Origin of the sequence: Faecalibacterium sp. AM43-5AT (assembly GCF_003603345.1) — a bacterium.
In the GTDB taxonomy this organism is placed as follows: Bacteria; Bacillota; Clostridia; order Oscillospirales; family Ruminococcaceae; genus Faecalibacterium; species Faecalibacterium taiwanense.
This window is the reverse complement of sequence record NZ_QVGZ01000001.1, coordinates 200,437-226,450: the sequence shown is the minus strand read 5'-3', so window position 1 is coordinate 226,450 and position 26,014 is coordinate 200,437. Positions and strand designations below refer to the sequence as shown.

The 26,014-nt window shown below is 55.2% G+C and carries 25 protein-coding genes; 2 read left to right on the top strand and 23 right to left on the bottom strand.

Annotated elements, in window-relative coordinates; all coding sequences use genetic code 11:
* Positions 1-600: 600 nt before the first annotated feature.
* The 16 genes from DW937_RS01210 to DW937_RS01135 form a co-directional block, all read right to left on the bottom strand.
* A complete protein-coding gene (locus DW937_RS01210) occupies positions 601-852 on the bottom strand; it encodes a phage holin (protein ID WP_097781758.1) in 252 nt (83 codons plus the stop codon).
* Complete coding sequence (locus DW937_RS01205; protein ID WP_097775474.1) at positions 849-1,088, bottom strand: hypothetical protein; 240 nt, start codon at positions 1,086-1,088, stop codon at positions 849-851. Before DW937_RS01205 ends, DW937_RS01210 begins: the two co-directional genes overlap by 4 nt.
* Before the next feature lie 6 nt (positions 1,089-1,094).
* Positions 1,095-1,511, bottom strand: coding sequence for a D-Ala-D-Ala carboxypeptidase family metallohydrolase (locus DW937_RS01200; protein ID WP_120119855.1), 417 nt, complete (start codon positions 1,509-1,511; stop codon positions 1,095-1,097).
* Positions 1,512-1,526: 15 nt separating this feature from the next.
* Entirely contained in the window at positions 1,527-2,540 is a 1,014-nt protein-coding gene (locus DW937_RS01195; RefSeq protein ID WP_120119854.1) for a hypothetical protein, read from the bottom strand.
* Between the two features lie 9 nt (positions 2,541-2,549).
* Complete coding sequence (locus DW937_RS01190) at positions 2,550-4,769, bottom strand: phage tail protein (protein WP_120119853.1); 2,220 nt, start codon at positions 4,767-4,769, stop codon at positions 2,550-2,552.
* 4 nt (positions 4,770-4,773) lie between these two features.
* Complete coding sequence (locus tag DW937_RS01185) at positions 4,774-11,901, bottom strand: tape measure protein (protein ID WP_120119852.1); 7,128 nt, start codon at positions 11,899-11,901, stop codon at positions 4,774-4,776.
* A complete protein-coding gene (locus tag DW937_RS01180) occupies positions 11,898-12,284 on the bottom strand; it encodes an HK97 gp10 family phage protein (RefSeq protein ID WP_120119851.1) in 387 nt (128 codons plus the stop codon). The genes DW937_RS01185 and DW937_RS01180 overlap by 4 nt, the downstream gene beginning before the upstream one ends.
* Before the next feature lie 6 nt (positions 12,285-12,290).
* Positions 12,291-12,836 (bottom strand): hypothetical protein, encoded by a 546-nt coding sequence (locus tag DW937_RS01175; RefSeq protein WP_120019889.1) that lies wholly within the window; start codon positions 12,834-12,836, stop codon positions 12,291-12,293.
* A 191-nt stretch (positions 12,837-13,027) separates the two neighbouring features.
* The gene (locus DW937_RS01170; RefSeq protein ID WP_207666624.1) at positions 13,028-13,465 is read right to left on the bottom strand and encodes a hypothetical protein; all 438 of its coding nucleotides are present in this window, start codon (positions 13,463-13,465) and stop codon (positions 13,028-13,030) included.
* 115 nt (positions 13,466-13,580) lie between these two features.
* Positions 13,581-14,237, bottom strand: a complete 657-nt coding sequence (locus DW937_RS01165; protein WP_120119850.1) for a hypothetical protein — start codon at positions 14,235-14,237, stop codon at positions 13,581-13,583.
* 28 nt (positions 14,238-14,265) lie between these two features.
* Positions 14,266-14,598, bottom strand: coding sequence for a hypothetical protein (locus DW937_RS01160; protein ID WP_133300950.1), 333 nt, complete (start codon positions 14,596-14,598; stop codon positions 14,266-14,268).
* Positions 14,579-14,905 (bottom strand): hypothetical protein, encoded by a 327-nt coding sequence (locus tag DW937_RS01155; protein WP_120119848.1) that lies wholly within the window; start codon positions 14,903-14,905, stop codon positions 14,579-14,581. Before DW937_RS01155 ends, DW937_RS01160 begins: the two co-directional genes overlap by 20 nt.
* A gap of 30 nt (positions 14,906-14,935) precedes the next feature.
* The gene (locus DW937_RS01150; RefSeq protein WP_120019893.1) at positions 14,936-15,211 is read right to left on the bottom strand and encodes a hypothetical protein; all 276 of its coding nucleotides are present in this window, start codon (positions 15,209-15,211) and stop codon (positions 14,936-14,938) included.
* Positions 15,212-15,305: 94 nt separating this feature from the next.
* Positions 15,306-17,084, bottom strand: a complete 1,779-nt coding sequence (locus DW937_RS01145) for an HK97 family phage prohead protease (protein ID WP_120119847.1) — start codon at positions 17,082-17,084, stop codon at positions 15,306-15,308.
* Positions 17,071-18,339 carry a phage portal protein gene (locus DW937_RS01140; RefSeq protein ID WP_120119846.1) on the bottom strand — a complete coding sequence of 423 codons (1,269 nt, stop codon included), beginning with the start codon at positions 18,337-18,339 and terminating at the stop codon, positions 17,071-17,073. The genes DW937_RS01145 and DW937_RS01140 overlap by 14 nt, the downstream gene beginning before the upstream one ends.
* 18 nt (positions 18,340-18,357) lie before the next feature.
* Positions 18,358-18,945 carry a hypothetical protein gene (locus tag DW937_RS01135; RefSeq protein WP_120119845.1) on the bottom strand — a complete coding sequence of 196 codons (588 nt, stop codon included), beginning with the start codon at positions 18,943-18,945 and terminating at the stop codon, positions 18,358-18,360.
* Positions 18,946-19,035: 90 nt separating this feature from the next.
* Between DW937_RS01135 and DW937_RS01130 the strand changes: the two genes are divergently transcribed.
* Both DW937_RS01130 and DW937_RS01125 read left to right on the top strand, forming a co-directional pair.
* Complete coding sequence (locus DW937_RS01130; protein ID WP_120119844.1) at positions 19,036-19,869, top strand: hypothetical protein; 834 nt, start codon at positions 19,036-19,038, stop codon at positions 19,867-19,869.
* A 20-nt stretch (positions 19,870-19,889) separates the two neighbouring features.
* On the top strand, positions 19,890-20,456 hold the full coding sequence (locus tag DW937_RS01125; RefSeq protein WP_120119843.1) for a hypothetical protein: 567 nt from the start codon (positions 19,890-19,892) through the stop codon (positions 20,454-20,456).
* Here the strand turns inward: DW937_RS01125 and DW937_RS01120 are convergent, their stop codons facing one another.
* The 7 genes from DW937_RS01120 to DW937_RS01095 are packed head-to-tail and all read right to left on the bottom strand — an operon-like array spanning position 20,457 to position 26,013.
* Positions 20,457-22,202 (bottom strand): terminase TerL endonuclease subunit, encoded by a 1,746-nt coding sequence (locus tag DW937_RS01120; RefSeq protein WP_120119842.1) that lies wholly within the window; start codon positions 22,200-22,202, stop codon positions 20,457-20,459.
* A gap of 22 nt (positions 22,203-22,224) precedes the next feature.
* Positions 22,225-22,392, bottom strand: a complete 168-nt coding sequence (locus DW937_RS14800; RefSeq protein ID WP_165852850.1) for a hypothetical protein — start codon at positions 22,390-22,392, stop codon at positions 22,225-22,227.
* A gap of 19 nt (positions 22,393-22,411) precedes the next feature.
* Positions 22,412-24,874 (bottom strand): hypothetical protein, encoded by a 2,463-nt coding sequence (locus DW937_RS14795; protein ID WP_165852849.1) that lies wholly within the window; start codon positions 24,872-24,874, stop codon positions 22,412-22,414.
* A 1-nt stretch (position 24,875) separates the two neighbouring features.
* Positions 24,876-25,178 carry a hypothetical protein gene (locus DW937_RS01110; protein WP_120019901.1) on the bottom strand — a complete coding sequence of 101 codons (303 nt, stop codon included), beginning with the start codon at positions 25,176-25,178 and terminating at the stop codon, positions 24,876-24,878.
* Positions 25,166-25,519, bottom strand: a complete 354-nt coding sequence (locus DW937_RS01105) for a hypothetical protein (protein ID WP_120119841.1) — start codon at positions 25,517-25,519, stop codon at positions 25,166-25,168. Before DW937_RS01105 ends, DW937_RS01110 begins: the two co-directional genes overlap by 13 nt.
* An 11-nt stretch (positions 25,520-25,530) precedes the next feature.
* Positions 25,531-25,794, bottom strand: coding sequence for a DUF6275 family protein (locus DW937_RS01100; protein ID WP_120119840.1), 264 nt, complete (start codon positions 25,792-25,794; stop codon positions 25,531-25,533).
* 18 nt (positions 25,795-25,812) lie between these two features.
* On the bottom strand, positions 25,813-26,013 hold the full coding sequence (locus tag DW937_RS01095) for a hypothetical protein (RefSeq protein ID WP_120119839.1): 201 nt from the start codon (positions 26,011-26,013) through the stop codon (positions 25,813-25,815).
* Position 26,014: the final 1 nt, after the last annotated feature.

The window sequence follows — 26,014 nt, the reverse complement described above, 5'->3', positions numbered from 1 at the left end:
GCGTATTCCTTCACAATTTTCCGTAAACCACCTTCCACAAATTTCAATTTTAAGCTATGCACTTTTCATTCACGATTTTTCTTTTTTTAAAATGCAGAAAGCTCCAGTCAGTTCATGCATTTTTGCGACAAAACGTAAAAAAGAGCCGTCCTCTCGATTCCTCGAGAGAACAGCTCCATGGTATTGACTTTATAAATATCAGATAGAAATGGTGTTACAAAAACCCCGTACTGTTGAACTTTGCTCGTATTATCGATATATTTTCGTCAAAAAATCCACCCAAACAATGCCCCGTCAAAATCCATTCGCCGTCTATCGAGTCCAGTTCTCTTGTTGATTATCAATCTTCTTATAATATCGCATTTCCTCAAAAAATAAAAGTCCCTGTAACTTTCGCTCACAGCTCCCACTCAGAGCCATAAACGATCGTTGCAGGGGCTTTCTTCATCTTACCGGTCACTCCATTTTGAATTATGCAGACAGTTCCTGCCTTCGGTGAGTGCCAGATGAACTATTTTCAGGCAGTGCAGAAGAAACATTCAGTGTTGGATACGTGTGTGGATCACGTTTTCCGCTCCTGCCCTGCCCAAAATATCATTTTTACTTCCCGCTCTTTGCCTTCAGGCGGTCGTACTCCTTGTCGGCCGCAATGGCTTCCTTCGTAAAGGAGTTGTTCTTCCACCATGCGACCAGTGCCGCAATGGTCGTGATGCCAGCCGTCACCAGCTGCTCCACAGTGGTGCTCTCGATGGGCAGAGGGCTCTTGCCCATGGCGCTCAGCATCTGGTTGGTCAGAGCCAGCAGCAGAACGGCGGTACGTGCAATGGTGCCTGCAGTAATGTTGAAATTCATACGTTGCTCCTTTCGTGTTCGTATTCATGTACTTCGATGTCGGACATTCTGTGGTTCAACACCTGAATGTCTCTCTGGATGACCGGGATCTTCTCCGCAAAACCGTTGTGCTTGCGGACTTCCCGGGTCAGCTCCTCAATTTTGTATTCCATCACGGCATTGGAACGCGAGTTTGCGATCAGTACGCCGATCAGGGTCACAACACCGCTGAGGATGGCGGCAATGATGCTTTCCATCGGCGCTCACCCCTTCCAGCGGCTCTTGGCTTTGCGCACGTCCACATGCACCCAGCCGTTGGTGCGTCCCAGACCGGGCGGGTAAATGCCGCAGCCACCGGCGTTGCCCAGCAGTTTGTCCGCGTAGGCATACACCCGCTCCACGCTGATGCCCTGCACCCGAATGTCTGCCGCCTTGCCGTACAGATGCTGGCTGAACTTTGCGGCATTCTTCTGCTTTGCGTTCCAGCTTGCCGTGCGGAATCCACTCGTGATTGTCACAGGCTTGCCAAAGTGCGTCCGGATCTTTTCCAGCACCTCCACAAGCGCCGTGTCAATGAACACCGGGTCGCTGCCGTCACGGCAGTAGAACTCGCGCACCTTGAAATGCTCCGAGAGCTTTTCGTTTCCATTTTTCAAAATGGAGTACGCTTCCAAACTCAAATATCATCCTTCCTTTCATCTTCCAAGCCGGAATGCTCCTTCTACCCGTTTCAGCGGCTTTACCTCCACAGGCAGGATATCTGCACACAGCATCGCCGCCACCGGCTTTGCTGCAGCATGCGCTGTGATCTTGATATTTCCCGTCACCGATGCCATTTTGATTTGTGCGCTCGCGTTGTCCTCTGCCATGACAACACAACTTCCGGTCACATCCGTGCCTCCCATCTCTACGGTCAGTTCCAGCATTTCCTTCTCGCTGTCGCCTACGTTGAACACGTTTTGATAGCTCATGCCGGCAACGATGCTCCCCACCGGGTTCGTCTCGCTCACGCCGTCCAGTGCACGCTCAATGGTAAAGCTCTCGTAAGCGCCTACCGTCACGGCGCACTCGGCTTTCATGCCGCCGCACTCTGCCGTCACCACCGCTGTGCCTTTCCGCAGGGCCAGAATGGTCCCATTTTGAGTAATTTTCACCACATCCCGCGGTTTCGCGGTCACGTTCATCTTGCGGTAGAACGTATTCGTCGGCCCAACGCCCACCAGCAGCTGATACTCCATGCCTCTGTTTAGCTTCAGGTCGTATACGTTCAGCGCCACGGCTTCCACCTTCAGGGTGTACATGGTCGGGTGCAAGTTGTACTCCAGCGTGATCTTCGAGTGCCCCTTGTCGCTTTTTAACTGGTTCACCCACAAGAGACCCGAATAATAATGGCTGGGATTGTCCTCCAGCGCAAACCGCACCCGCTGTCCCTTCAAGGTCTCGCAGATGGTCGTGTACGCGGTCTCCCAGTCCCAGCCGGCATAGTCGTTTTCGAGGTAGAACTCAATTTTTCCGGTACGGTCATCGTAGGTAGGACGGTTTGCAGGGGTACGGCTGTAGTCCAATGCGCCGTCTCTGCATGGCACAGTTACGAACTTTGTCCGCTCAATGGGCGGTGCGATCACCGGCCGCGAGGAAGGGATCAGCTTCCAGTCGTCCCAGGTGTCAATGTAGTTGTCGCCTACATTTATAATAAGAGAATGGTACATTGATCCTCCTCACTTGTTGATGTATCCAATGGTGGACTGGATCGCGTTCCACGCCTTGCCCGCCGTTGCAAAGTTGCCCGCCTGCAAAGACGAGAGCTTTGCCGTGGTCGCGCCAAAGGTAAAGTCTTTCTGGTCCAGCTCATGCAGCGGGATCACTTCCTTCGTGCAAGGCAGCCAGTCATCGATACTGTGCGGTTCCGCGAGCACGTACGCCTCCTTCATAAAGTCCAGCCGGTCGGTGTCCACGCCAATATCACACAGGTCTGCAGCGTTGATCTGCACACTTCCGGTGAAACCGCTGTACTTTTTCAGCTCGTCCGTGGCCTTCTTCAAAAGGCTGTCTCCCGTGGAATCGGTTCCTTCCACCACAAGGACGCGCTGGCACAGGCCGTACTTCTTGATGGATTCTCCGTTGTACGCTTCCCGCGAGATGGGGTTCGTGGTCTCCCATAAGAACCATCCGCTCTTGTACCAACCATATGCCTTCACCGAGTTCACGATGTCCCCGGCCTTGATGTAGTACGAAATGTCCAGCAGGTTCTTTCCAAGCTCGATCACCTGATCGGTCTTGTCGTTCAGTTTTGCCAGATAGTCCAGATATCTTGTGTAAACGCGCACGCCGTCCACCATTTTGATTTCTTTGCGCAGGCGCAGATATCCGCCGTACTTTCCGGTCAGGCTGTTCGTCAGTACGCTCCAACAGTCGCTGATGGCCTTGGTCTCCTTGTCCGTGTCGCTTTCCGGCTTTTCCACGGTCACGTTTCCGGGCAGGAACACCTTGCCTTCGCCCTTGAAGCCGACGTGTTCTTCCGGGTCATCCTCCACGGTCAGCGCCAGTGCCAGCAGTTCGGACGCCGTGTAGAACTTGTTCTCTACCAGACAGTCTCTGTCCTGCAAGTATCCAAACTCGCTCTCGCAGGTCACTTCCATGTCCAGCTCAAAGTTCTTTTCCATTTCGGTGATATAGCCCATAAAGATCTCGCGGCCGTCCTCTTCTATGCTGACTACCGGCTTTTTCAGCTCCAGCTTGTCGTAGAATGGGTTCGAGACGGGCACAGTAAAGGTAAACGAACTGATCTCGTTGGCTTCCAGTGCCACTTCCGGGTCAAGGATCACCGGCGCATTCTCGTTGAACGGATCGTCCAGAATGTTTCGCTCTGTCCAGTAGTAGCTCTGTCCATCCGCTGTGCCTTTGATCTGCCCGATGTACACCACGTACCCGGATGAACGGATGCGGTTCACTCTGCAGCTTTTCCGGTTAGTGGTCCGGCCGTCGCTGGCTTCTACCGTCAGGATATAGTCGGTGTTCCAGTCAAAGCTTTCCAGCTCTTTCTGTGATATTTCAAACCGGTATACTCCATTTTGAATTGCCGTAAACGTCCTGTGCACTTCGCCGTTCAGCTTTTCGGTCACGGTAATGGCGTTACCATCTGCATCATAAACGCGGTACGGCAGCCCGAACTTTCCCCACCGCCCAAATACGCCGTTCATGCCAAAGTAGTTGCTCTGGATCTCCGGTCCGCTGTTGGCTGTCAGACATCCATTGTCGTCCACCGTGGCGTTCTCGTCCACGCAGAAACATACGAGAATATTCGGGCTGGAAACTCCCCACTGTCCCGTTGTCGTATCCCAGTAGGTGTTAATGTACCCCGGCGACCCGGGGTCGGCACCTCTGCCGTGCTTCACGTAAAGGCTCAGCGCCTCTCCGCGGGTGTTATCGCCATCTTCGTAGTTTTTGGTGCTTCGCGTGCTGAACACATACGTCCACAGGTCGTAGATGTTGCTTCCTTCGGTAATATCCGCCCTGCCGCCGCTCAGACTATCCTCAAAAAATCTTCGGATTCCCGTAAACAGCGCCGTATCTCCGCTGAAGTCTACTACCCTTGGCACAAAGAACCGCTGTTCTTCCAGCGTACCGCTCTCACTTGAACCATAATCATACCTGATCGTCACCGGCACGATGGTCTTCAGCGTGTCCTCACTCAGCCGTGCTGCGTAGGTGTTTTCCAGCCAGTTGCGCAGGGTCGGCTCGTTCTTCCACGAAACATCTTTCTTGTTGTTGCCCCACTTCACTGCGTCTTTCAGCAGGGTGGTGCGCATCAGCATGGTCTTGCCCTTGCCGTTCAGGTCTTTTTCGTAGTTGTGCTGGGCCACCACAAACTCTGCTGCAACGCCGTCCTCGTACACTTTCAGGGTATCACCGGGGTTCAGTTCTTTGATGATCGCCATTTTCTCACTTCACTTTCGCTGCAGTCAGCCGTCCCATCCGGTCATCAATGTAGCCAATGGCCTTTCTGCCGTTGATGGTCACGCTCATGCCCTTGATGCTCTCGGCCACGCCGTCCATGTGCCCGGCCAGTGCGTTGATGGCACGCAGTGTGTCCTCATTTCCGGCGCTCTTCAGTCCATTTTGAAGCTGCACTTCGGCATCGATCTTGTTTGCAAGGTTCCGACTCACGTCTCCGTCAAGGCTCAGTGATCTTGTCGCCGCAAAGGCATTGTCGATCTCGTCCGCACCTTCCAGCACGTTGGTCAGGTCCACCACGGGTACGATCTGGGGCGTGTACTCGTAGTCGTCGCCCATCACCTTGCTGATGGTCCCAAGCGCACCCTTCGCAATGTCCATGGCGTTCTCGGTCATGTCGCTCACGGCATCGTCCACAATGGGCGCATCTTCCTTCACGCCATCGCTGATGCCCTTGTCGATCTCCGAGCCAACGTCCTTTGCGCCGGTGGCCTTTTCCTTCTTCCGGCTGCTGATAAACCACGCAATACCGCCGATCAGCGCTGCAATGGCTGCAATAATGCCCACCACAATCAGCAGTTCCGGCAGCACCGCCAGTATGGAAGCGCCCAGCCCGCCCAGTGCTTCGCCAATGCCGCCAACTGCCATTCCTGCACCGGCTCCTGTCGTTCCCAGCTGTCCAAGCATGGGCAGCAGTCCACTCAGGGAATTGCCGACATTTGCCGCGGCTGTCCCGATGTTGGCAAGCTTTCCAGCAAGGTCTCCATTTTGAATTCCGGAAAACAGCTTCAGCAGCATGTCTCCTGCCCCGCCGGTCAGCTGCTTTCCGGTGTCCGTAAACAGCAGATCGATCAGTCCCGTTGCCGCCGAAATGATGGCACCAGCGTAGTCTCCCTGCATGGCGGATGCAATGGCCGAGACGAATTCCGTCCCGATCTCCATGCCTTCCTCGCTGAATGCCGCCTTGAATACGGTGCTCAGGGTGTTCGTCATCTCCTCGCCCATGGCTCCGGAGACCTTCGTCCACACCTCACTGCACGCATTGCTGATGGGCACCCAGTTCTTCTGGATGGCATTGGCAAGCTTTACCACCGCGCTTTTGGCGCTGTCCTCAAGGCCCATGGCATCTGCCAGTGCCCCTGCAAAGCTCACCATAGAACTGCGGGAGGAAAGCAGCTGGTCCTTCAGGTCGTTCACATCGTCTTTGCTCAGCGGATTGCCATTCAGGTCTTTGCCGTCAGCCAGCTGCTGCTGGATGAGCCGGGTCTTTTCCAGCTCGGCATTCATGTTCTGCAGTGCTTCCACTGTGCCGAGGATGCTGGTAGTAATGCCCTGATACTTTGCTTTTCTTGCCTCAGCGCTGTTCTCGCCGTATTCTTCCACGGCCTGCTTGTAGGCCTCTGCACGGTCTGCAAGACTGCCGTCGCCGTAGATGCTGGTCAGCAGGTCCATCCGACTCTGCATCCGGCTCTGTTCGTCCTTGATGATGGAAAGCTGCACATCCAGCTTGTTCAGAGACTGCTTTGCAATGTCATTTTGAAGCTGCAGGCTCTCGGTCTGCGCATCCAGATAGTCGTTCCAGGCTTCCTTTGTGCGCAGGTCGCTTTCGCCGTATTCCTTCCGCAGGGTCTCCCACTGTTCTTTCGCCTTGGCTTCTTTTTTCTGCTTCAGCTCCAGTTCATCCTTCTGGTACTCAGTCTCCCGATCGATCTTGTCCAACTTTGAGGCAGTGTTGCTGTTCTGGGCCGTCCAGAGGTTATACTCTTTTTCCAGTGTACCAAGGTCGGTGTCATACCGCTTCGTGATGTCTTCAAACAGGCCGGTGTACTGGTCTGCCTGCAATTTCGCAAGGCTGGTCTTTTCGCTCAGCAGGCTGGCGTAGGCTTCCTTGGTCTCTGTCTTGTCCGCGCCCCAGCGCTTCAGCATTTCGTCGTACTTTGCCTGTGCAATGGCCACCCGGTCGGTCTGGTTCGCAATTTCTGCCGCCGCGTTCTCCATCTTCTTCGCCAGCAGCGTGTCCTCGTCCGCACTGTATTGGTTCTCGGTCTGCCACAGCTCGTACTCGCTGTCCAGTGCTTCCCGTGCCGCCTTGTTTGCTTCCAGCTTCGGCTTGTACTTTTCCTCGATCTGCTGGGCCACGGTCTTCTTCGTGCCGGAGGAGCCTTTTTTCTTGCCGGTGGTTGTCGGTTTTTTATTCCCGTCATCGTCCGGGTCCTTCTTTATATACGCGTCAAGGTCTTCGGCAGTCAGTCCGGTCTTGCCGCCGGGCCGCTTCACGCGGTAGGCCGATATTTCTTTTTCATACCATTCGTCAAAGCCCGGCATTCCCTGATATTCACTGCCACTGAGCAGTGCATTTTGAAACTGACTGCCGTAGTTCTTTGCCTTATTCAACAGTCCCGGGAACAACTTATCCAGCCAGCTTCCGGCAGAATCCAGCATTCCGCTGATGCCGTCACCAATGGCAGCCGTGCCGTCCGTTCCGGTCAGTCCTTCCTTGAAGCCCTCCGGGATGTATTCGCTCAGGTCTGCCATCCGTGTAGAGGGCGAGTGAATGCCCCAGAAATTGCGGAAGAATGTTTCTACGGTACTGCACAGTGTCGCTATACCGCCGGTAACAACGTTCGTGCTTTCCGGACCGGTCAGGCCGTTTGCAAGGCCCTCGGCCATATAGGTGCCGTATTCCGTCATTTCCCTCTCATCCGCTGCTGTGTCAGCAGAGTCAAGCAAACTTCCAAGCAGTCCGCCTTTCACGGTAAACCAGTTCGCCGGGTTCAGCTGTTTGCCGATCAGTTCCCCGGCTTCGTCTTTTTTCTCGCCAAGCCATTCCACAAACTGGCTCCACAGCTCTTCCAGCGCGCCTTCAATGCCGTTTCCCTCGCCACCTTCTCCGCTCCATGCCCAGCCGATCAGGTCGATCACGGTCTGGATCAGCACTTTGCAAAGGGTCAGCAGCGCCGCGCCGATCGGCTCCGCGCAGTTATTGATAGTATTGCAGATGGCTGTCAGGATTGCTGTCAGCGCCGCTTCAATGTCGTCTGCTGCATTCACGATCACCTCGCGCAGCGGTCCTGCAAATGCACTCAGCACTGTCAGGATCGCCGCGGCAATGCTCAGCTTGATAATGCCTCCCGCAAATGCACTGAAGGCTTTGCCAAGGCTGATAAGACATGCCGAAAATACCACCATGCCTGCCGCCACCGGTGTAATGGCACCAACGGCAAACAAGCCCAGCATGATGCCAATGGTTCCGATCACTCCCGCAAAGGCTTCTCCTGCCGTCAGGCTGGCCAGTCCCTTAAAGGCCGGTGTCAGGATCAACAGTGCAGTGGCCAGCATCAGGCAGGCACCGGCTGCAGATGCCAGATTTGCGGAAACAAATCCCAGCCCCCAGCATCCTGCGATCAGTACGCCAAGTGCTGCTGCAAGGCTGAACACGCTCTTTACAATATCTACAAAGTCAACATCCGCCAGCATTTTGATAGCCAGTGCCATTTCGATCATTGCCGCGCCCATGGCCACCATTGCCACCGCCGCAGCCGTGCTCTCGGGAGCCTGCTTACCGAGCAGATACAGTGCGCCTGCCAGCCCGATCAGCATTAAGCTCACACCGGCCATACCAGCGCCGCCGGCGTCCGTCCCCATGGCTTTGCCCATCTGTTTTACGGCAGCTGCCATCACCAGCAGCGAAGCGCTGGCGATCACCATGCTCTCTGCACCCATTTTCATCCGCAGGGGGTTCACCTTCGTGTTTGCCATCAGCACCAGCAATGCCGCAATGCCACTCACCACAAGCCCTGCGCCCCGGATACCGTCCATCATGCGGTCACCAAGGCTTGCAAAGATCGCCACAGCCCCTGCCGCCATCAGCAGCGCCGTTCCCATTGCATTGATGGCAACCAGCATTCCGCCCAGCTTCACAAGATACTTGATGATCTTGTCAAGGGTGCTCATGCCTGCTTTTCCCGCCAGCTTCTGTGCAAAGCCTGCTGCTACGGTCAGGATACTCATGGCAATGGCCACGCCATTGATGGCTTCCACGGCCCCGTCAATGTCAAGGCCGTTTGCTTCCGCTTTTGCCAGCGGGATCAGTGCCAGTGCGATCATGTCCACCGCCGCAGCCGCAGCCACAAATCCGCCCGCACCCTTCACGCCGCCAAGCTGCTTGTTGAACAGCGCCAGCAGTCCAGTCATTCCGGCCAGCATCGCTGCAATGTGTCCAACCGCTTCCACACTTTTCTCTGCCTGGGCCGCGTCCATTTTTCCAAGCTTTGCAACCGTGTTCGTCAGCGCCGCCATGCCGATGCTGATAGCTACAACGGTCCCGATCAGTTTCGCCGTGTCAAGGCCTGTCAGGTCGGTGGCTGCCAACACTTTCAGTGCCACCACCATGCTAAACAATTCCGAGATCACACTGGCCAAAGCCTGCACCGCCCGCGTCGGGTCGTTGATCTTCGCCAGCAGATACATGCTCCCGCTGATTAACGCCACCGCCGTTGCAATGGCTTTCGCTGCAGTTGCGAGGTTGTTCGTGGTGTTTGCCTTCGTCCAGGTGTTCACGGCACCCGTCAGGCTGTTAAAGAAATCACCGATCGGGTTTGCCAGCGTTTTCTTGAAGTTGTCGCTTGCCTTCTTCAGCAGCACCGTTGCACCGTAGATTGCTGCCGCCAGTACGCCCACGTCGATCAGCGCCAGCAGCCGGTAAAGATCCACTCCATCCTGCAGGTTGAAGAAATCCTTCACCGCGCTGAGCGCATTCCTGCACGCACCGCTGATGTTGCTCATAATGCCGGTCAGCGTTCCGCCAAAGTCCGCAAGCGCCTTTTCTGCCTTCTCCGGCAGACTCAGTACCACGTCCCGGATATTCTCCAGCAGCGGTACCTTGCTGTCGGCAAACTCGCTCACCGTGTCCCCGGCACCCTTGAACCCGTTGAATGCACGGCCGATCAGTGCACCAATACCCTCAAAGGCTCCCAGCAGAATGCCGCCCAGCAGCTGGAACGCCGTACCGATGACGTTTCCTGCCGAAACACTGCCTATTTTGAATTTGTCCAGCACACTGCCCACAGCATCCACCACGGTGCCGAATGCGCCGAACTGCTTCTTTGCCTCTTCCATGTTTCCGCCGCGCACAAGGGTCTTCACGCCCTTCACCACGTCCGCAATGGGGCTCACCAGCGCCGCAACAGCACCCACAATGATGCCCAGCACGTCGCTAAGGCTCTCTGCCTGCCCAAGGCTCAGATCCACCCATGTCAGCAGATTGCCGATGTAACTTCCGATGTTCAGCAAAAGGTCGCCCATCGGGCTCAGCAGATCCAGCAACTTTCCAAGGATCATAAAAGCGGTCTTGCCAACTGTCGTCACACCCTTCAGCCCGATGCTCAGCACCCGGAATACGCCGGTAAATACTTTCTGCACCTTTTCCGCAGTTTCTTCGCTCAGCGCCATTTTCCCGGTCAGCTCGTCAAATCCCTTCAGGAAGTTGTACAGTGGGCTTCCGTCGATCATGAACACATCACCGAATCCGTCCCGGATCGGGTTCAATACGCTGTTGATGCCTTCCAGCACGTTCAGGATGCCGTTAAAAAAGTGCTCCCGGCCGCTCAGCTGGTTCATCTTGCCTGCAAGGTCGTCCAGGTTCACACTGCCATTTTGAATTTGCTCCGCCATGGAGTCGTAGGCATTTGCCAGCGCGTCCACCTTGTCCCGGTCAAACCCCAGCTTATCCAGCTCTTCGTCGCTCATGGCGGCACGCTGATGGTAGTAGTCAGCCGCTTCCCCAAGCACTTCGTACAGCTGCTGGGCTGTCACACCGCTTTCTTCCAACGCCTTCTGGAAACTGCCCGCTTCTTCAATGCCTTCCTCGCTCAGCAGGCCCTGATTCACCAGCGCTTTCTGCAAAAGGTTTGTGTAGTTGTCTCCGGCTTCACCAAAGCCTTCCGTTCCCAGCAACTGGTCAAGGCCTGAGTCGAAGGCATTCTTCAGCCAGTTGTTCCGCCCGGCCGCACCGCCTGCGAACATGTTCCAGAACTCTTCCGCCAGATCGCTCCAGAATCCCTTTGCTTCCTCGTAGTTGCCAAACAGGATATCAAAGGTCTCCATCCAGCCGCTGCTCACAGCGTCCTTCGTAGCGTCCACCGCTTCGCTGAAGCTCTTTGCCTCCTGTGCCGCCTTAAAGGCCTTCACGGTCACTTCGTCGTACTTGTCAGCCAGGGCATCAATGGCCTGCGATGCCTGACCGTGGTACTTGTTCGGGTTCGCGTCCAGTTCTGCCTTGACGGCTTCCGCAAACTCGGCATATTTTCCGAAGGCCTTTTCCATGACCTCCCGGTCTGCCCACTTTTTCTGCAAGCTGTTGTCAAAGCTGCCGGTGGTCACAGCACCTTTCTTGATCTTGCCCAGTTCTACGCCGGTGTCGATCAGCAACTGCTTCAGCTGCTGGGAAGCAACACCTGCCTGCTCCACGCTCTTCCAGTCGATCAACTGGATGGCACCGGTACCGTAGCTCTGCGCCAGATTATAGATGACCCGCTGGAACTCCGCAGCGCCCTTGCCTGCGTAAGCCGTGGCGTTTGCCATGCCCATGATCATCGGGATCATCTTTTCGATGCTACCGCCCGTGCTGGTCAGGGTGGAAAGAGCACTCGTCATGTCTGTAAAGCCGTAGCTGGTCTCATCCGAGAACCACATCAGCTTTTCCAGATACCCGTTCACCTTTGCAATGCTCTTACCCGTCGCATTCATGATGGTCTGCACGCTGGCAGTCTTCTGGGCATACTTGTTCCAGCCGCTCGTCACCTGATCGAGGGAAAGGCTTTTCACCAGCCTCTCACCGGTGTCCACGGCCTGCCTTGTAATGTGGCTCAGAGCCGCAACGCCCATCACTTCCACGGCCGAAAACTTGCCGCTCAGGTTGTCCAGCGCACCCTGCATCTCGTCAAAGTCCACTTTGGCCGATGCATCGCCGATCTTTTCAAAGCCCTTTTCCGCGCCGTCCAGCCGTAAGCTGTCGTTCAGCTGCTCAAGGCTCTGCATGGTCTGGTGCACATTCTTCTCAAACTGCGCGTTGTCAAACCGCATTTCTACTACGCGCTCGTCTACTTCCTGGCTCACAGTCTCTTTACCTCCTTCCACAATTCATCGGTCAGAGCAGAAAAAATCGGAGCCAGGGCAGGGTTAATGTAATCCACCCCCTGCACATAGGCTCCGTTTCTTGTGCCGTGTCCGTATTGCAAGATCACCGCAATGGGCACTCCGTTCACAATGTTGGAGTTCTTCCAGCACAGCGTGGCCCCGCTCTTGTCCATTTTGATTTCGTAGCTCCAGCTTGCCGCTGTCTTTCCGGTGGCTTTCGGGGTAGCGTCTGCAAGCCGTTCTGCACCCAGCTTGCCGTATTTTTCCAAAATTGGCCGCACACTCCAGCTCTTGATGTGGCTGAAAAAGGTCAGGCTTTTCTTAAAGTCGCCTTTCTGCCGGATCTCAATTACCTTGCTCAAAAGCTCTTACCCCCTCGAGTGAAACTTCGCCCTGCGCTGTGCGTTCAGCGCCCGGATGTGCGCCGCCTGCTCGTGTCTGCCCATCTTCTCGGGCGGCAGGTTCTCTTCCCCGCAGGCCCGGATCAGCGCCAAAAGCCGGTTCAGGTGCCACTTTTCGCACTCGAACGGGATGCCGTAGCTTGCCATGGCGGCGTAAAACAGGTCTGCCGTCTGGTAGCGTGCGCGCTTCTTGCCGCCTTTGCGGTCTTTAAAGGTCGCGGCCGTCATCGGGTCGCTCATATATCGTTGAATGGCCAGCCAGTCTTCCCGCCGCAGTCTTGTGTATACGGTCGGGTCCACACCCTTTGTCAGGGTCATGCATCGGACGAAATCAAGCGTTTCTTCGCGTGTTTTCTTCACGTTTTCGTCCAAGTACGGCTTGTGCCATTTGCTTTCCCATTTAGACAGGGAGAGCAGGCTGTATTCCAACCTCAAAGTTACCGGCTCGTCGTATACGAACATGTTTGTTCGCTCATCCCAGCGTTCTTCGCCGGGAATATGCAATTCCAGCATTCTTTCACTCCCCCTGTGCTCTTAAATGCGTGTCTTTTCCAAGGCAAAAAAATAAAAGGATGGCCGTTTTTTACGCGGTCATCCCTAGCCGCCGAAGCGGCAAAATCATTCTTCCTCTAAACACAGCTCGCCCTTCGGGAGAGCTCTGTGACGCTCCGACATTCAGTCGGACGGAGCGGTGAGAGGGTTTCTCAGCCCATATTCACCGACGGCAATGCCGACGCAGCACTCACGGTCGCCGCCATTTCCATAGCCGGGTTCTGGTTCGGCATGTCGGCGGGCATAATGCCGTTCACAAAGGCGCTTGCCTTGGCCTCGTCCGTCACCAGATCCATGTAGATCATGCTGTAGGCCGGATGTGCCTCAAACTCAGCACGGATGGCGTCGTTCTTCATGAACAGGCGGCCGTCTGCGCTCTTCTTGCCGTAGCTCTTCAGTACCACATCCTTGAACAGCTTCACCAGCTCCAGCTGGCTCTTCGCTGCAATGATCCTCTGGATGTAGGCACGCATGCCGCCCTCCATACTCAGCTCCATCTCGGTGATCTCCGCCTTCGACAGGTTGAAGTAGAAGTCCTCGGTGCGCTGGTTACCGTCATAGTCGGTATAGGAAATGGTTTTTTTCAGCATCTTAATCTCTCCTTATCGGTTCATTTTGATTTTTTTCTCTCAGCAAAGCTCGCCCCTTCGGGAGAGCTGCAAGCATCACCGGCAAATGCCGGACTGCGCGATGAGAGGGCGTTTTTTACACAGCAGCCTTTACTGCAGCGAGCAGCTCGTCCGGGGTGGGCAGCTTTGCATTCTCGCTGTCGGTGCCGTACAGCAGGTCTTCCACGGCCTTCATCTGCTTTGCGGTCAGCTCAGTGCTGTCAAACTCTGCCACCGCCGCAGCCTTCAGGTCTGCAATGTTCACAGGCACGGTATCGCACTCCCAGCTGAAGGTCTCGGCATCCGGGCTGTCGTTCATAGTCTCGTGGCTCTTCTCAGCAGGCTTTGCAGTCGCATTCCACACCACATGGATGATGTAACCGGCATCGGGGTCCTGATCGGTGCCCACCTTGGTCTGCCATGTAAAGCCGAATGCCTTGCGCTTCTGCTGACCGATGCGGATGCCCTTCACCGGGGCAGCCAGACCGTCGCAGGGTTCAAACTCGGGCGGGTACATATAGGATTCAATGGTAAAGCCGTAGTCCTCGCCGGAGATCAGGCGGGCGTACTTCATGTTGTCAGCCCACAGGTCGGTAGGTTCTGCGCCGCTGGGGCTTTCCGTCACGCCGGTCAGGCCGTTCCATGCAGCGCCATTGTCGTAGCCCTCGCCATCGGCCTTGGGGTAAACCACGCCGTGCGAAACACCGGCGTGGAACTTGCGGGTACCGTCAACGTCCCAATTCAGTTTTGCCATAGGTTTTGTCCTCCTTTATAAATAGGTATCAGTACCACACACTGAATACGTCGTGGTATAAGTTGTCCGAAATAAAATGGCGGTCATAAGAAGCCTTTGAAAGCAAACTCATGGCCGCTGTCATTTCGCTGTCCGGTTTCGTGTCGATCACGGTAACAGAATAATGGAAGGTCTGGCGGTATACGCGGTCGTCAGCCTTCGGGCTGCGGATCTTTTCCAGCTTGTAGCAGATACAAGGATATTTCATCCGCAGGTTTGCAGGCGGCTGGTAGTACACGTTTTCACTGCCGCACCGCTGTTTCACGATGCTGCGCAAAAGCGCATCCAGCCCGGAGCGTCTTTCACTCAGTTTCGTTGCCATGCCATAACCCTCCCAGCGTCAGCACGATGCGCGGGTACTCCACGCTCGCGTCCGTCACCTTCCATTTTCCGCCGTAAAGCGTCACATACCGGAGATTGCAAAAGTGCTCCTGAACATACGGGTCAGCGATGACGCTTAGCGTGTTCGCAAGGCTGATATCATCGTTCACCTTGTCGCTGGACTGGTTCCTGCGCGTGTTCCGTGTCAAGTCGCCGTAGCAGTCACGCTCTGTCACGATCTCAGAGTGCACACTCAGCTCTGTCTCCTTGGTCTCCACGAAACCAAGCTTCCCAAACCACTTGCTCATAGCACTTTCACTCCATTTTGAATTTTCTGATTACTTTTCGGCAGAAGCAGCCCATGCCTGGGTCTTCACGGTCTCGCCGGTCACAACGGTGATCACACCGGTCGCACCAAAGGCCACAGGCACCAGATAGTTTGCGCCCTCCACGATCACCAGACGGCCCTTCTTGAAGGCATCCTCGATCTCTTCCTTGGTCACAGTCTCCTTGAAAGTGGCGTCAGCGTACAGCTTGTGGTCCGCGGTCTTGCCGTAGGCCATGTAGTTTGCAACGTGCAGGTCCTTGCCCTGCTCATAGAGCTTGTTCAGCATTTTCTATCATCCTTTCCTTTGAAAAAGGCTCCCTCAATGAGGGAGCTGGCGAACAGCGCCGCCGTCAGGCGGACTGTGAGACTGAAGGAGTCTCTCATGCAGCCCACTCAATGGCCATAGCGCTGTAGGGGCTGGTCAGTGCACCGGAGCAGCGGGTCTCGATCAGGTACTTCTGTGCATTGAAGTCGATGTCAAAGTCATCGAACATGCTCACAGCACCGCCCTTGTCGGCACCCACGGTGTAGTCGGCCAGGTTCACGATCACAGCAGCCAGGTCACCGCCCTTGGCACCCTTGCGGCCTTCCATTTCGGGAATGGTCACGATCTTGGCAACACGCAGCTTGCGGGCCAGTGCGGCCTCGTCCGTATACAGCTGGCGCCCCATGCCGTCTTCCAGCAGCAGCATCTCGGTCAGGGCATCCTCGGTGGTAAACATAGTCGGGGTGCCGCTGCCGCGGTAGTCCTTGCGGGCACGGATGGCCTGCTTGATAAAGGCCTTGTACTTGTCCTCCACGGTGGAAAGGCCGGTGGTCTTCACCTGCACCTTGATGGTAAACAGGTCGGCGTCGTTGAACACCGGACGGATGCAGTTCTCATCGATCTTGTCACGGCTTGCTGCCATGCGGCCGTCACCCAGAATGTAGGCCAGTGCCAGCTCACGGTTCAGCTTGTAGCGCATCTCGTTATGCAGCCATGCCACCACGTCAAAGCTGGTAATGTCCACCACATCGTCGCGATCCAGCTCCTGCTTCTTGTACACCGTGGTCGGGCCAGTGGAGCGGCGCAGCAGGCCGAACACCTCTTCCGTCTTGTAGTTGCCCTTCAGGTAGCCCTTGGCACGTGCATCGTCCTCGGTCAGGTCGGCGAACAGGCTCTTGAAGCGGCTGAACGGGATGTGCTTCACGCCGCCCATCACCACGCTCACCCAGTCGTCGGGCTTGTCAATGATGCGGGGCGGGGTGTCCAGCAGGTGATCTTCCGGGAACAGCCAGTCGATGTTGTCAATGCCGTGGCACAGAGCGTTCACCTCGCTGTCCTCAATGCCGGCGTTTGCAAAAGCAGCCTTCATGGTGCCGCAGGTCTTGGCGGTCTTCACCACCTTGTTGATCTCGTCAATGCTGTGCTTCAGCACGGTGCCCTTCGTGTCCTTCTCAAATACGTTCTGCTTCACGGTTTTTTCCTCCTCACCGTTAGTCTCTTCTCCGTCACGCTCTTCCAGGGCCATGCCCACCAGTGCGTGGCAGCACTCCTGCTGTTCGGGTGTCATGCTGTTGTACACCTCTTCCAGCGTCTTGCCGTCCTTCTGTTCGTCCGCCATCTTGGCTTCCTTCTGTGTTGTTTCGTCGGTCGCTGCATCACCGCTGTGTACAAGGTCGTCCAGCGGTTCACCGTCCGGGTCCAGTCCGTGGGCAATGCTCAGGCCGCCGTCTGTGTAGATGAATGCTTCGCCGCCCTCGTAGTCCTCGTCAGCACTGTGCTTCACCACCTCGTCGATCAGCGCACCCGGGTTGCAGCCTGCCAGCACAAGGCTCACTTCCTGAATAATGCCGTGCTGGACCGTGTTGCCCGTCTTCTTGATGCAGTTTGCATAGATGGAAAAAGCGTTCAGGTCGCCATTTTCCACGCAGGCCTTCGCGGTCCGGCCGGTATCCGTATCGTTGAACTTTGCGTAGCAATACATGCCCCCGGGCCGGTTCTCCAGCAGGCAGTGGCCAAGGACGTTTTCCAGATTGTCATGGTCATGGTTGTACACCATGGTCACAACTTTACCGTCGCATTCCTGGAACGCATTCGGTGCAATGGTCAGGCCATCATAGCACTTGGTCTTAGCCTTCGTGGCCCAGCCGCTGCAGTCATAATCAAACTTCGCCATTTTGATTTGCCATACTCCTTTCTACGGCTTCCTTTCCAGCCGTGATCGTTTTGTTTCTCTCAGCAATCTCCGCGTCGGATTGCGAAATGTTGCTGTTCCGCAGTTCGTCCGCCTTCGGGTCCTTCGAGGGCTTCATTCCCAGCAGCTGCCGGAACTCATTGCTTGTCAGGATCTCGTTGCGGGTAAACTTGTCCGCCATCTCGGCAACGGCACTCACCGGTGCCAGCTTGAACGGGTCGCGGAAGTACATCATGCTCTCGCGGCCTTCCTTCCGGTCCTCCTCGGTCAAAAACTTTCGCTTCAGCTCGTCCACGGCTGCTGCCACAAGGGGTTCAATGGTACGGTTCTCATAGTTCGTCATCACCGCATCGCTTGCTGTACCATTCATGATCTCCGGGGTAATGCCTAACTGGCTGTATGCCATGTTGGTCAGGTATTCCACGGTTTTCAGGAGGTTGTTTTCAAGGCTGCGGTTCAGCTGTGTAATGTGTTCCGAACCATCGGTGTAGGCAATGCCGTATTTAGAACCGGTCAACTGCCGTTCGATCTCGGCTCTCCGGTCGTCCGCTCTCTTTTTCTGGATGTCGTTGCGCACTACGTATGGCAGCTGGATGATAAGATCTAGTTTTTCAGATCCCAGCTGGTCATCCACCACGTCCATCAGGTTCAGCTTGCGGATCAGGCGCTGGATGGTGCCGTTCGGTTCGTTCATCACCGCGTAGAACGGGTTCTCGATCAGGGCCACTTCTGCTTTCGGCAGGGTGATCTCCTCTTTCTGCCCGGTCTGGTCGTTGTACACTTCCAGCCGCACATCATCGGGGTACCATTCCTTCACCTTCGCCACCCGCATGGAAAGGATCTTTTCTTTGCCGGTCTCTTCGTCCACATCCACGTCCACCGGCACCAGCGCCGCCACGCCCTCGTCCAGTACAGAGAGGAACATGTCATACCGCAGCGCCCTGCCGGTCTGGTCCTTGTTGCCGGAAAGGTTCAGACAGCAATTAAGGCCCGAATCAACGGTTTCGTCGTAGCGTCCGTTTTCATCGAGCCTTACGTGGTTGATTGTGATGCCCGCTGCGTCCATGGCAATGCGGGTGTATATGGCGGTCATGATCGTGCGGTCATTCGCACGGTTCAGCCGTACCCGGTCAGGCCGGTAGCTGCTCCCTCCGCCATAGTAGTTCTTCCCGGGAGGGTCCCGGTTCGTAAAGGCGTTCCACGCCCGTTTCAGGCGGGAGCCAACGTTTATCGCCATTTTGATTTTTCCTCCCGGTCAGTTCTTCTTGTCGTCCTGCTTTGCCTGTCCGCCGCTGGCGCTGCCGCTTACAATGGCGTTTGCCAGATCAGGGTTTTCAAAGGTATTCGTCACAAACTGCTTTGCGCTGTAACTCATTGCACCCGCTACAGCCTTGGTCAAAAACTGCTTCCCCGCGTCCTTCATCACACTCTTCACAAAGCTCTGCCCGCCGTACACATCACTGCGCAGCTGTTTCACGTCCTTCTGCAGCTGCAGCCGTTCTTTCTCCGCTTTCAGTTCCCGGTTCGGGTCGTCCGCGCGGATGTTGGTATCCCCCTGCAGGTCGCGGTACTGCTTTTCCATCTGCAGGCGGTTGATCCGTGCCCGCAGCTCCTCGTCCGAGTAATCCTCGGCCTTGCCACCCTTCCGCTTCGGGGCGTACTCCGTCTTTGCGGTCGCACCTTCACCGGCGTTCTCATCCCCGGCATAGTGCTTTTTTCCGGCTGCGGTCAAAGTGCCGTCCTTGTTCTGGTACCGCCGAACGCCCCACTTCATGCCCTTGATGCCTGAATGGTGGAGTGCACAGTTCTTTTTATGCTCCCACCAGTCATTTTGATTTGTCATCTACTCACCTTCTTTCGCGCTCTATTGCTTTTATTTGTGTTTATGCTATACTGGCTTTAACAGCCATTCTGTGAGGAAGGGGAATCGTGTATGTGGAGTGCTAAATGCCCCAAATGCGGAGCAAAGATCCTGTTTGAAGATGCCAACGCAAAAGTCATTCAGTGTGCGTCCTGCGGAGCACAGGTCCGCGTTAATATCAACGTGAACTATAACTACTCCAAATCAGAGCACACCGAGCATATCGTCGATGATGCAAAGATCAAGCAGGCCCAGAATGTCGATCGTGTCATCAACCTTTTTGCCTCTCCCATCGAGGAGCGCCGCGCCAAAAAGAAGGCCGAAGAAGAGCGCATCCAGCGCGAAGCAGACCAAGCCGAGCGTATCCGCAAAGAGCAGGAGGCAAAAGACGCTGAAGAACAGCGTGCTTACGAAGAATGGGCCTCCGCTCAGCACGAAAAACATGCCCGCCAGGCTGGGCGCGCAATTGCCAAGGCGATCAATTACTATCGTGCCAACGAACGGAAAATCCTCATCAGCGTCGTTCTAATTGTTGCTCTTCTCGCCTGCCGCGGCGTTTACGATTCCATCAATCAAAAGCGGGAACAGGAACTCGCCGCCCATCAGGCCGAGCTTGCCCGCCTGAAGGATGAAGAGATAGCCGCATCGCACCTTGCTATGGGTGAAGTCCGCATGCCAAACATTTCCATGAGCGAAGATGCCCGCGATGTCATGAAAAAGCTGCGTGATGCCGGTTTCATCAATATCGTCGATCAGCCAAAGCAGGATCTCGTTCTTGGCAAAAATCACGCTCAGTACGACATCATAGAGATCACTGTAGACGGTGCACCTTCCTTTAAAACAGGCGATTGGTACCCCCTCGATACCGAGATTGTTGTGTCCTATCATACCTATATTTTCGAGTAACGACGAAAGGAGTGCTCTGCATGACGGTCACTTGCCCGAACTGTGGTAGCGAGATTCCAGTACCCAACCGAAAGAAAAAGTCCATACAGTGTCCTTACTGCGATATGGGTGGGCTTGAACTTGACCTTGATTATTTTGATGAAGAAAACGGTCAACCGCTTACCGGATGGAGAAGTTTTGAATTTCAGCATCCACGTGCCGCCAAAGCCGTCAAAGCAACCGGATATGCCGCTGTGGCAGCAATGCTTGCTGTCGGAGGCATTGAACTTGCAAAAGATAAAATTGCTGAATTAACAACTAGTCCAGAAACCAAATCTGCTGACGAGCCTCTAATTCCAGAATCTTCTACGGACGACAGCCTGTCAGATTCATGCGTGCCTGAAGAAACAAATTCGTACATAAGTCCTGATGAGTATGACTCGGTTCTTCGTCAACACGACTTAAGCATAAGAAATCTTGGAGAAAACCGTGTTCATTCTCCTGAGAAAGAAAAACAAGCAGCTGATCTTGGAATAAAGCTTCCACCACATCAAACCATAGTAAACCAATTTCCCCAGCATCACAGGGTAAAGAAGCAAGAATCTTAATCACTCAAACGCATCCCGGTTCTGCTTCCACGCAATGTACGCATCCATCATAGCTGCCACAGCATCGATCTTCTGGTCCTGCCGCTGCTTGTAAAGCTTCCGGTTGCCGTTGGTGTCCACCAGTGCAATGCAGTTGCCCATTGCAAACTGCATCAGCTTTTCGTCAAACAGCAACTTCCGCTGTTCGCTCAGCTTTTTCAGCTCACCCAGCGGCACGCTCTCGGTCCTCGCACCCTGAATCACCTTCGTAATGCCAAAGGTGCCATTCTCCTGCCCCCAGCGCTCCACGAATTCCTGCGCGTTGTAGGGGTCGTAGCCAAACGCCCGCACGTCGTACTGGTTCTGCTGCACGAAGTTATCAAGATCTTCATACACCTGCATCATGTCCAGCACCGTGCCGTCAAATACGAACAGTGTTCCCTCTTTCATGAACTCTTCGTACTGGTTTCTCCGGCTCACGGGCAGCTGGCTCAGGGTGTAGCTGGTAATGTAATCCCTCGTCTTTACCCCAAAATATCCGCTTGAAAGCGGAAACAAAAACGTAAACGCACAAAAATCATCGCCCATGCTCAGGTCCGCGCCCATGGCGCATGGCATCTGCCAGTAGCTTCTCGGTCGGTGGCAAAGGGTCTCCTCATATGGGAAAAAGAATGTGTAACCCTCCATCGGCAGGTTGAAGCGCTTTGCAAGGATGTCGTTCCGGGCACTGGGCGATTTTTCTGCTCGTTCCACGTCCAGCTGGTAGGTCTCGTAGCTTACGGTCTTGCCCAGGTTCGGGTTTGCCTTCAGCCACATCTCCGGCTGACCAACTTCCTCAATGCTGTCCAGCTTGTAGTACCAGATGGAAACGTGCGGATTGATGTACTCCCCCTTCAGGATGCTCAGCAATTCCATTTTGATGTCGTCGCCGCATCCGTTGCGCACCGTGCCCTCGCTGCTTGCCGCAACGATCAGGTAGTTCTCGTTTTTCGCCGCGCCCTGCTCAATGGCACCAATGGGGTCTTCTCGGATGTCACAGCTCAGCCATTCGTCCACGGTCGCCACCGTGTCGCGCCTGCCCTGCAGCTTTTCAATGGTCATGGGGCGCACTTCCAAAAGGCTGTTGGTCACAAAGTTCTCAATGCCTTTTTTGGTACTTGCCATCTTCACACGGTCTGCTTTCGCGCCAGTGGTGTTCTGCAGGCTGCCATCGGTCATGAACTTCAGCACCGGCCCCTTTGCCCGTGCCAACGCAGTGCGGAAGGGTGCCAGCACTTCATCGGCCTGCTTCATAGTAGGCGCTGTGGTCAGCTGCTGGGTGGTGTTCGTGTTGGCGGTCATAAAGTACGCCTGCAAAAATTCCAGGTACATGGTCTTTGCGGCCGAACGTGTGATGATAAGATACTGCTTCGTTACCAGACGCTTCTTGATGCGCTTGGTCTCGTAGTGTCCGCCTGCCCCGTGCGGGTTCGGCACATACACGCTCCGCTCCACAAAGTAGTACCAGCCAAAGATCTGTTCTGCCCACAGCTTAAAGCTGTCCAGCATCTTCACATCGCCGCCGTCGGTCAGGGTCAGCTCGTCCTCGCAGAACGCAATAAAGCCGTTGATGGCCTTATCGTCATAGTAGATGCCCGGGTTTGCGATCAGGTCGTCGATCCGGTTCATCTCCATACTGATCTCTCTGCAAACGGGGATCTCCCCGCGCATCACGGCCTCCCGGAACCGGCCGTAGTAGATCGGCGTTGCCGTGTTCGAGAGTGCCATTTTGATTTTTCAGCTCCTGTTTTTATTTCTCAGTCTCTGCTGCGTTGGCCTTTTCGGTCAGCATCTCGGTCAGTTCTGCGTACTGTTCATCGGTCAGCTTGTTGGCAGCATAGAAGATATCCAGCTTCTTTGCCATACCGGCGGTCTGGCCGCGCTCGATCATGCGTTTGCAGGTGTTATAAAGTGCCATAGTAGTCCTTCCTTTCTGTTCATGCGGTTGTTTCATCATCGGTCACGCCCAGCTCCAAAAGAGTTAGGCGGTAGTCCTGGTCAAGGTTCAAAGCATCTGCGTCGGCCAGAGCGGATTGAGTGGATGCTAACTGCTCTGAAACTTCCGTCAGCGTCATGTATCGGTAGCCCACAAGCGTGCCGGAATATTCGCTGGCCGTTACGGTGCCGTCGCTGGCAAAAGTGACTGTGGCACCGCCTGCGGTCGTATACTTGCTGCCTTTCACGACGCGGGCAACAGCTTCCACGGTGTTCTTGTAGTCACTAGAGCTGCTTGCATTCCACCGCTCCTTGATCTCGATATAATCGATGTCATGGTCTTTAGCGGATGTGCCGTCGCCCTCAGTCCAGACGATGCAGGGAGTGGCGGCGGTGCCATACTTATAGCCCTGAATGCAGGTGCTGCCGATATCGGCACTGAGGACGGTTATTTTGATCTTGCGGTCGCTGGCGGTGTATTTGAAAGTAGCATCAGTTGAGCAGATCGCGGATATCGCATTGTTCTCTCCAGCTTTAAAGCTTAAATCCTTATCAGGAGAAAACTGGAGCACATACGGAGAATTAAAATTCTTCGGAGTGATGCGGATGAAATCCATACCTTCAGGAATGGTGGCTTCACAGCTTATGGTGTTATTCCAGCCCCAATTGCCTGCAGAGATTTGCGTGACAAAGGCCAGACGTTCGGTCGGCGCGCCAGCTTTTGCGACCTGCGCCTGAATCTCTGCCAGCATGGCATCCACGGCTTCTTTGGCCGCAACGGCCTGCCACGTCCCATCCCCGCGCAAAAATTTACCCTGTGCACCGGCTGCGGGTGCAGGCACAAGGCCCTCTTTGCCAGCCGCGCTGGCCGTGGCGGCGGTCATCTTGGTGTAAGTGTGGTCAGTAAAAACGGCGTTGGCCGGTACATCCTTGCCCAGCGAGTGAGTGCAGGCCACCGGCTTGCCACCGCTGATATATACCGGTTTCGTCGCACTGCCCGCGGTTGCGGTATCGAGTTTGACGGCACTGTTGGCCGAGCCGCCCGCAGAACCGGAACCGGCATAGTTGTGGGTGTGGCTCTTGGCCGCAAACACAGAGGCTGCCTTGCTCTTGATGTAGGTCCACAGTGCACTCATGGGCCGACGGTGGTAGGTGGTCGTTGTGCTTCCGCCGCCGACATACTGGCTCACATAGTAGTCCGCATCAGTAGGGGTCGAAGCACCGGTGGTCAGCGCGTTGATCATCGTGTTCAGGTCATCGGCGGTCTTGTTTGCTTTGTCAGTCAGCTTTTCATCCACCTGCGTGCGGGTGTAGTAGTCGCTCATGTTTACCGTCACCATGCTGTCACGCCAGGCATTGGTGTCGCGGTCCCATACCCAGATGCTGTCCGTGGTGCCCACCACAGCCCACCAGCCGTTTTCACCCACGGGCACCGCAGCAGTCAGGGCGTCTGAGGTCTCATACCAGCCCTGCGCGCCCAGCGTAATGGTGCGCACCTGCTCGAAATATTCCTTTGTGGCCTGCAGGTATTCACCGGATTTTGTTTCGCTGCCCTTCGCATTGGATGCGCTTGTGCCCGCATTGGTCTCGCTGGTCTTGGCAGCGCTTGCCGCACCTGTGGCAGTGCTGGCCGCGCTGGATGCTGTCTGGGCATCTTTTTTTGCGGCTGCTGCACTGTCAGCAGCTACGGTTTTGCTGGTATTGGCATCATCTCGCGCCGCTTCGGCTTTCTTTGCGTTGGCCTGAGCACTGGCGGCGCTGGTACCCGCATTGGTCTCGCTGGTCTTTGCTGCGCTTGCGCTGGTGCTGGCATTCGTTTCACTCGTTTTTGCGACCTTCGCACTGGCCACGGAGTTTGTCTCCGAGGTCTTTGCCGCACTGGCCGAACTGGCAGCAGTTGTTTCGCTGGCCTTTGCTGCCTTTGCACTGGCGGCAGCGGCATTCACAAAGGTCTGTCCGTATGCCTCCACTTCCGCCTTCAGCGTCGCCATAAAGTCCCGGATCTCAGAAATGTCAGTTTTTGTGTCTACCACCAGGCCTTCCAGGCATTTTGCCTTGCCAAGCGTCGTGTGGAACGCACAGTTCACCATTCCGCCAGTGGTAATAAGGCCCACCACAATAAAGAACACATCGCCCTGATACGCTACAGCATCCGCCGCCACAATCCAGTCAAACACCACCGCATTGCCTTCAGTGTGTTTGCTCGTCACCGTGTAATAGTTTTTGTCACCGTTTGCATTCTGGTAGTTGATGCGCAGGTCAAACTTCGACATATCGTATCCGCGCCATGTTTTGTTCATTCTAAATCGGATGCGGTTCGCGTCTTTATCTCCCTCAACGCCCAGCACCACACCCAGCTCCGGAATGGCAATTATGCGCAGGTCTTCGTCGATCACAAAGTCGCAGGTGCTGTCCTCAGCACTCGTATCCGCCAGCTCGGCAAACTGCTTGTCCAAATCTATCATGTCACTTCACCTGCTCGATCAGTACCTTGCTTGTCACCATTCGGGCTTTGCCGTTCTGGCCCGCAAGGTACACCTTAAAGCTTTTTCCGTCAGTCACCTCATCCGGCACATTACACTCGCCTTCTGCGCCCACAGGCACTGCATGTTCGTCGTTGAACACAGCAATTTTCTTGGCGGCGAGCCACTCCGGATCACTCAGCTCAAAGCGGCAGCGCAGATAGCCCTTGCTTCCAGCCGTAATACCCGCAAAGTCGCCGTGTTTGGCAAGCTGCTGCCCCGTCACAGCAAAAATCAGTCTGCGCATTTCTCGTCCTCCTTGTCGCACTCTGCATACAGCCGCCATTCCAGTTCACTGATAAGGTTTTTCGTTGCTTCCATCGTGCTGGAACTCTGCGGCGGGTCAAACAGCATCTTCACCTTCAGCGCCGTATAGCTCTTTACAGCTTCGATGTCCGCCCTGTTTTGGCAAAACTCGCTCCATGTTGCTGTTGCATCGCTGATGCCAACGCCCTCCTGAGGCCCAACGCCCATCTGCCGCAGGATCATCAGCACGCTGTTGATGTGCATGATAAGGTCTGCATCAAACGCCGTGTACTCCTCGGTCAGTCCAAGGAGTTTCTTCACCGAGGTCAGGATACTGTCCATTTCTCATCACCTCAGTCCGCAATGCACTGGTTGTCCCACTTCTTGTAGACGTCCAGATAGGTCTCGCCCTTGTCACCGTTGTGGGTGATCTCGTAGTACATCCCATCAGATACGGTGGTACTCACCAGCGCCTTCCAGTTCTGCAGCGTCTTACTGAACCACACGATGAACACGTTCTCCAGCGTCAGCTTTTTGCCGTCGGTCACGTCCACGTGAGCGTTAAAGTAGTCCACCACCAGCTGCTTTGCGCGGTTCATCATAGCTTCGTTGTTCATTATGTTTTCCTCCTTTTATTATTCCTCGTGGTCCATCACGCCCTCGGCTGCAATGGCTGCATTTGCCCAGAACAATGCCTCGTCCAGCTTCGTCAGTGCCAGACTGCGTTCCCGGCTTGGTGCAATACACCGCACCATTCCTTCTGTCTCCTGCATCTTCAGCCGCAGGTTTGTGCTGTATGCTGCTTCCGCAACATTGAATTTTCGTACAGGGTACATG

Bases quoted from the DNA above. Each gene is read 5' to 3' on its own strand.
- DW937_RS01210 (WP_097781758.1), bottom strand. From the start codon at position 852: ATGAATTTCAACATTACTGCAGGCACCATTGCACGTACCGCCGTTCTG.
- DW937_RS01205 (WP_097775474.1), bottom strand. From the start codon at position 1,088: ATGGAAAGCATCATTGCCGCCATCCTCAGCGGTGTTGTGACCCTGATC.
- DW937_RS01195 (WP_120119854.1), bottom strand. From the start codon at position 2,540: ATGTACCATTCTCTTATTATAAATGTAGGCGACAACTACATTGACACC.
- DW937_RS01190 (WP_120119853.1), bottom strand. From the start codon at position 4,769: ATGGCGATCATCAAAGAACTGAACCCCGGTGATACCCTGAAAGTGTAC.
- DW937_RS01175 (WP_120019889.1), bottom strand. From the start codon at position 12,836: ATGCTGGAATTGCATATTCCCGGCGAAGAACGCTGGGATGAGCGAACA.
- DW937_RS01170 (WP_207666624.1), bottom strand. From the start codon at position 13,465: ATGCTGAAAAAAACCATTTCCTATACCGACTATGACGGTAACCAGCGC.
- DW937_RS01165 (WP_120119850.1), bottom strand. From the start codon at position 14,237: ATGGCAAAACTGAATTGGGACGTTGACGGTACCCGCAAGTTCCACGCC.
- DW937_RS01160 (WP_133300950.1), bottom strand. From the start codon at position 14,598: ATGGCAACGAAACTGAGTGAAAGACGCTCCGGGCTGGATGCGCTTTTG.
- DW937_RS01155 (WP_120119848.1), bottom strand. From the start codon at position 14,905: ATGAGCAAGTGGTTTGGGAAGCTTGGTTTCGTGGAGACCAAGGAGACA.
- DW937_RS01150 (WP_120019893.1), bottom strand. From the start codon at position 15,211: ATGCTGAACAAGCTCTATGAGCAGGGCAAGGACCTGCACGTTGCAAAC.
- DW937_RS01145 (WP_120119847.1), bottom strand. From the start codon at position 17,084: ATGGCGAAGTTTGATTATGACTGCAGCGGCTGGGCCACGAAGGCTAAG.
- DW937_RS01140 (WP_120119846.1), bottom strand. From the start codon at position 18,339: ATGGCGATAAACGTTGGCTCCCGCCTGAAACGGGCGTGGAACGCCTTT.
- DW937_RS01135 (WP_120119845.1), bottom strand. From the start codon at position 18,945: ATGACAAATCAAAATGACTGGTGGGAGCATAAAAAGAACTGTGCACTC.
- DW937_RS01130 (WP_120119844.1), top strand. From the start codon at position 19,036: ATGTGGAGTGCTAAATGCCCCAAATGCGGAGCAAAGATCCTGTTTGAA.
- DW937_RS01125 (WP_120119843.1), top strand. From the start codon at position 19,890: ATGACGGTCACTTGCCCGAACTGTGGTAGCGAGATTCCAGTACCCAAC.
- DW937_RS01120 (WP_120119842.1), bottom strand. From the start codon at position 22,202: ATGGCACTCTCGAACACGGCAACGCCGATCTACTACGGCCGGTTCCGG.
- DW937_RS14800 (WP_165852850.1), bottom strand. From the start codon at position 22,392: ATGGCACTTTATAACACCTGCAAACGCATGATCGAGCGCGGCCAGACC.
- DW937_RS14795 (WP_165852849.1), bottom strand. From the start codon at position 24,874: ATGATAGATTTGGACAAGCAGTTTGCCGAGCTGGCGGATACGAGTGCT.
- DW937_RS01110 (WP_120019901.1), bottom strand. From the start codon at position 25,178: ATGCGCAGACTGATTTTTGCTGTGACGGGGCAGCAGCTTGCCAAACAC.
- DW937_RS01105 (WP_120119841.1), bottom strand. From the start codon at position 25,519: ATGGACAGTATCCTGACCTCGGTGAAGAAACTCCTTGGACTGACCGAG.
- DW937_RS01100 (WP_120119840.1), bottom strand. From the start codon at position 25,794: ATGAACAACGAAGCTATGATGAACCGCGCAAAGCAGCTGGTGGTGGAC.
- DW937_RS01095 (WP_120119839.1), bottom strand. From the start codon at position 26,013: ATGTACCCTGTACGAAAATTCAATGTTGCGGAAGCAGCATACAGCACA.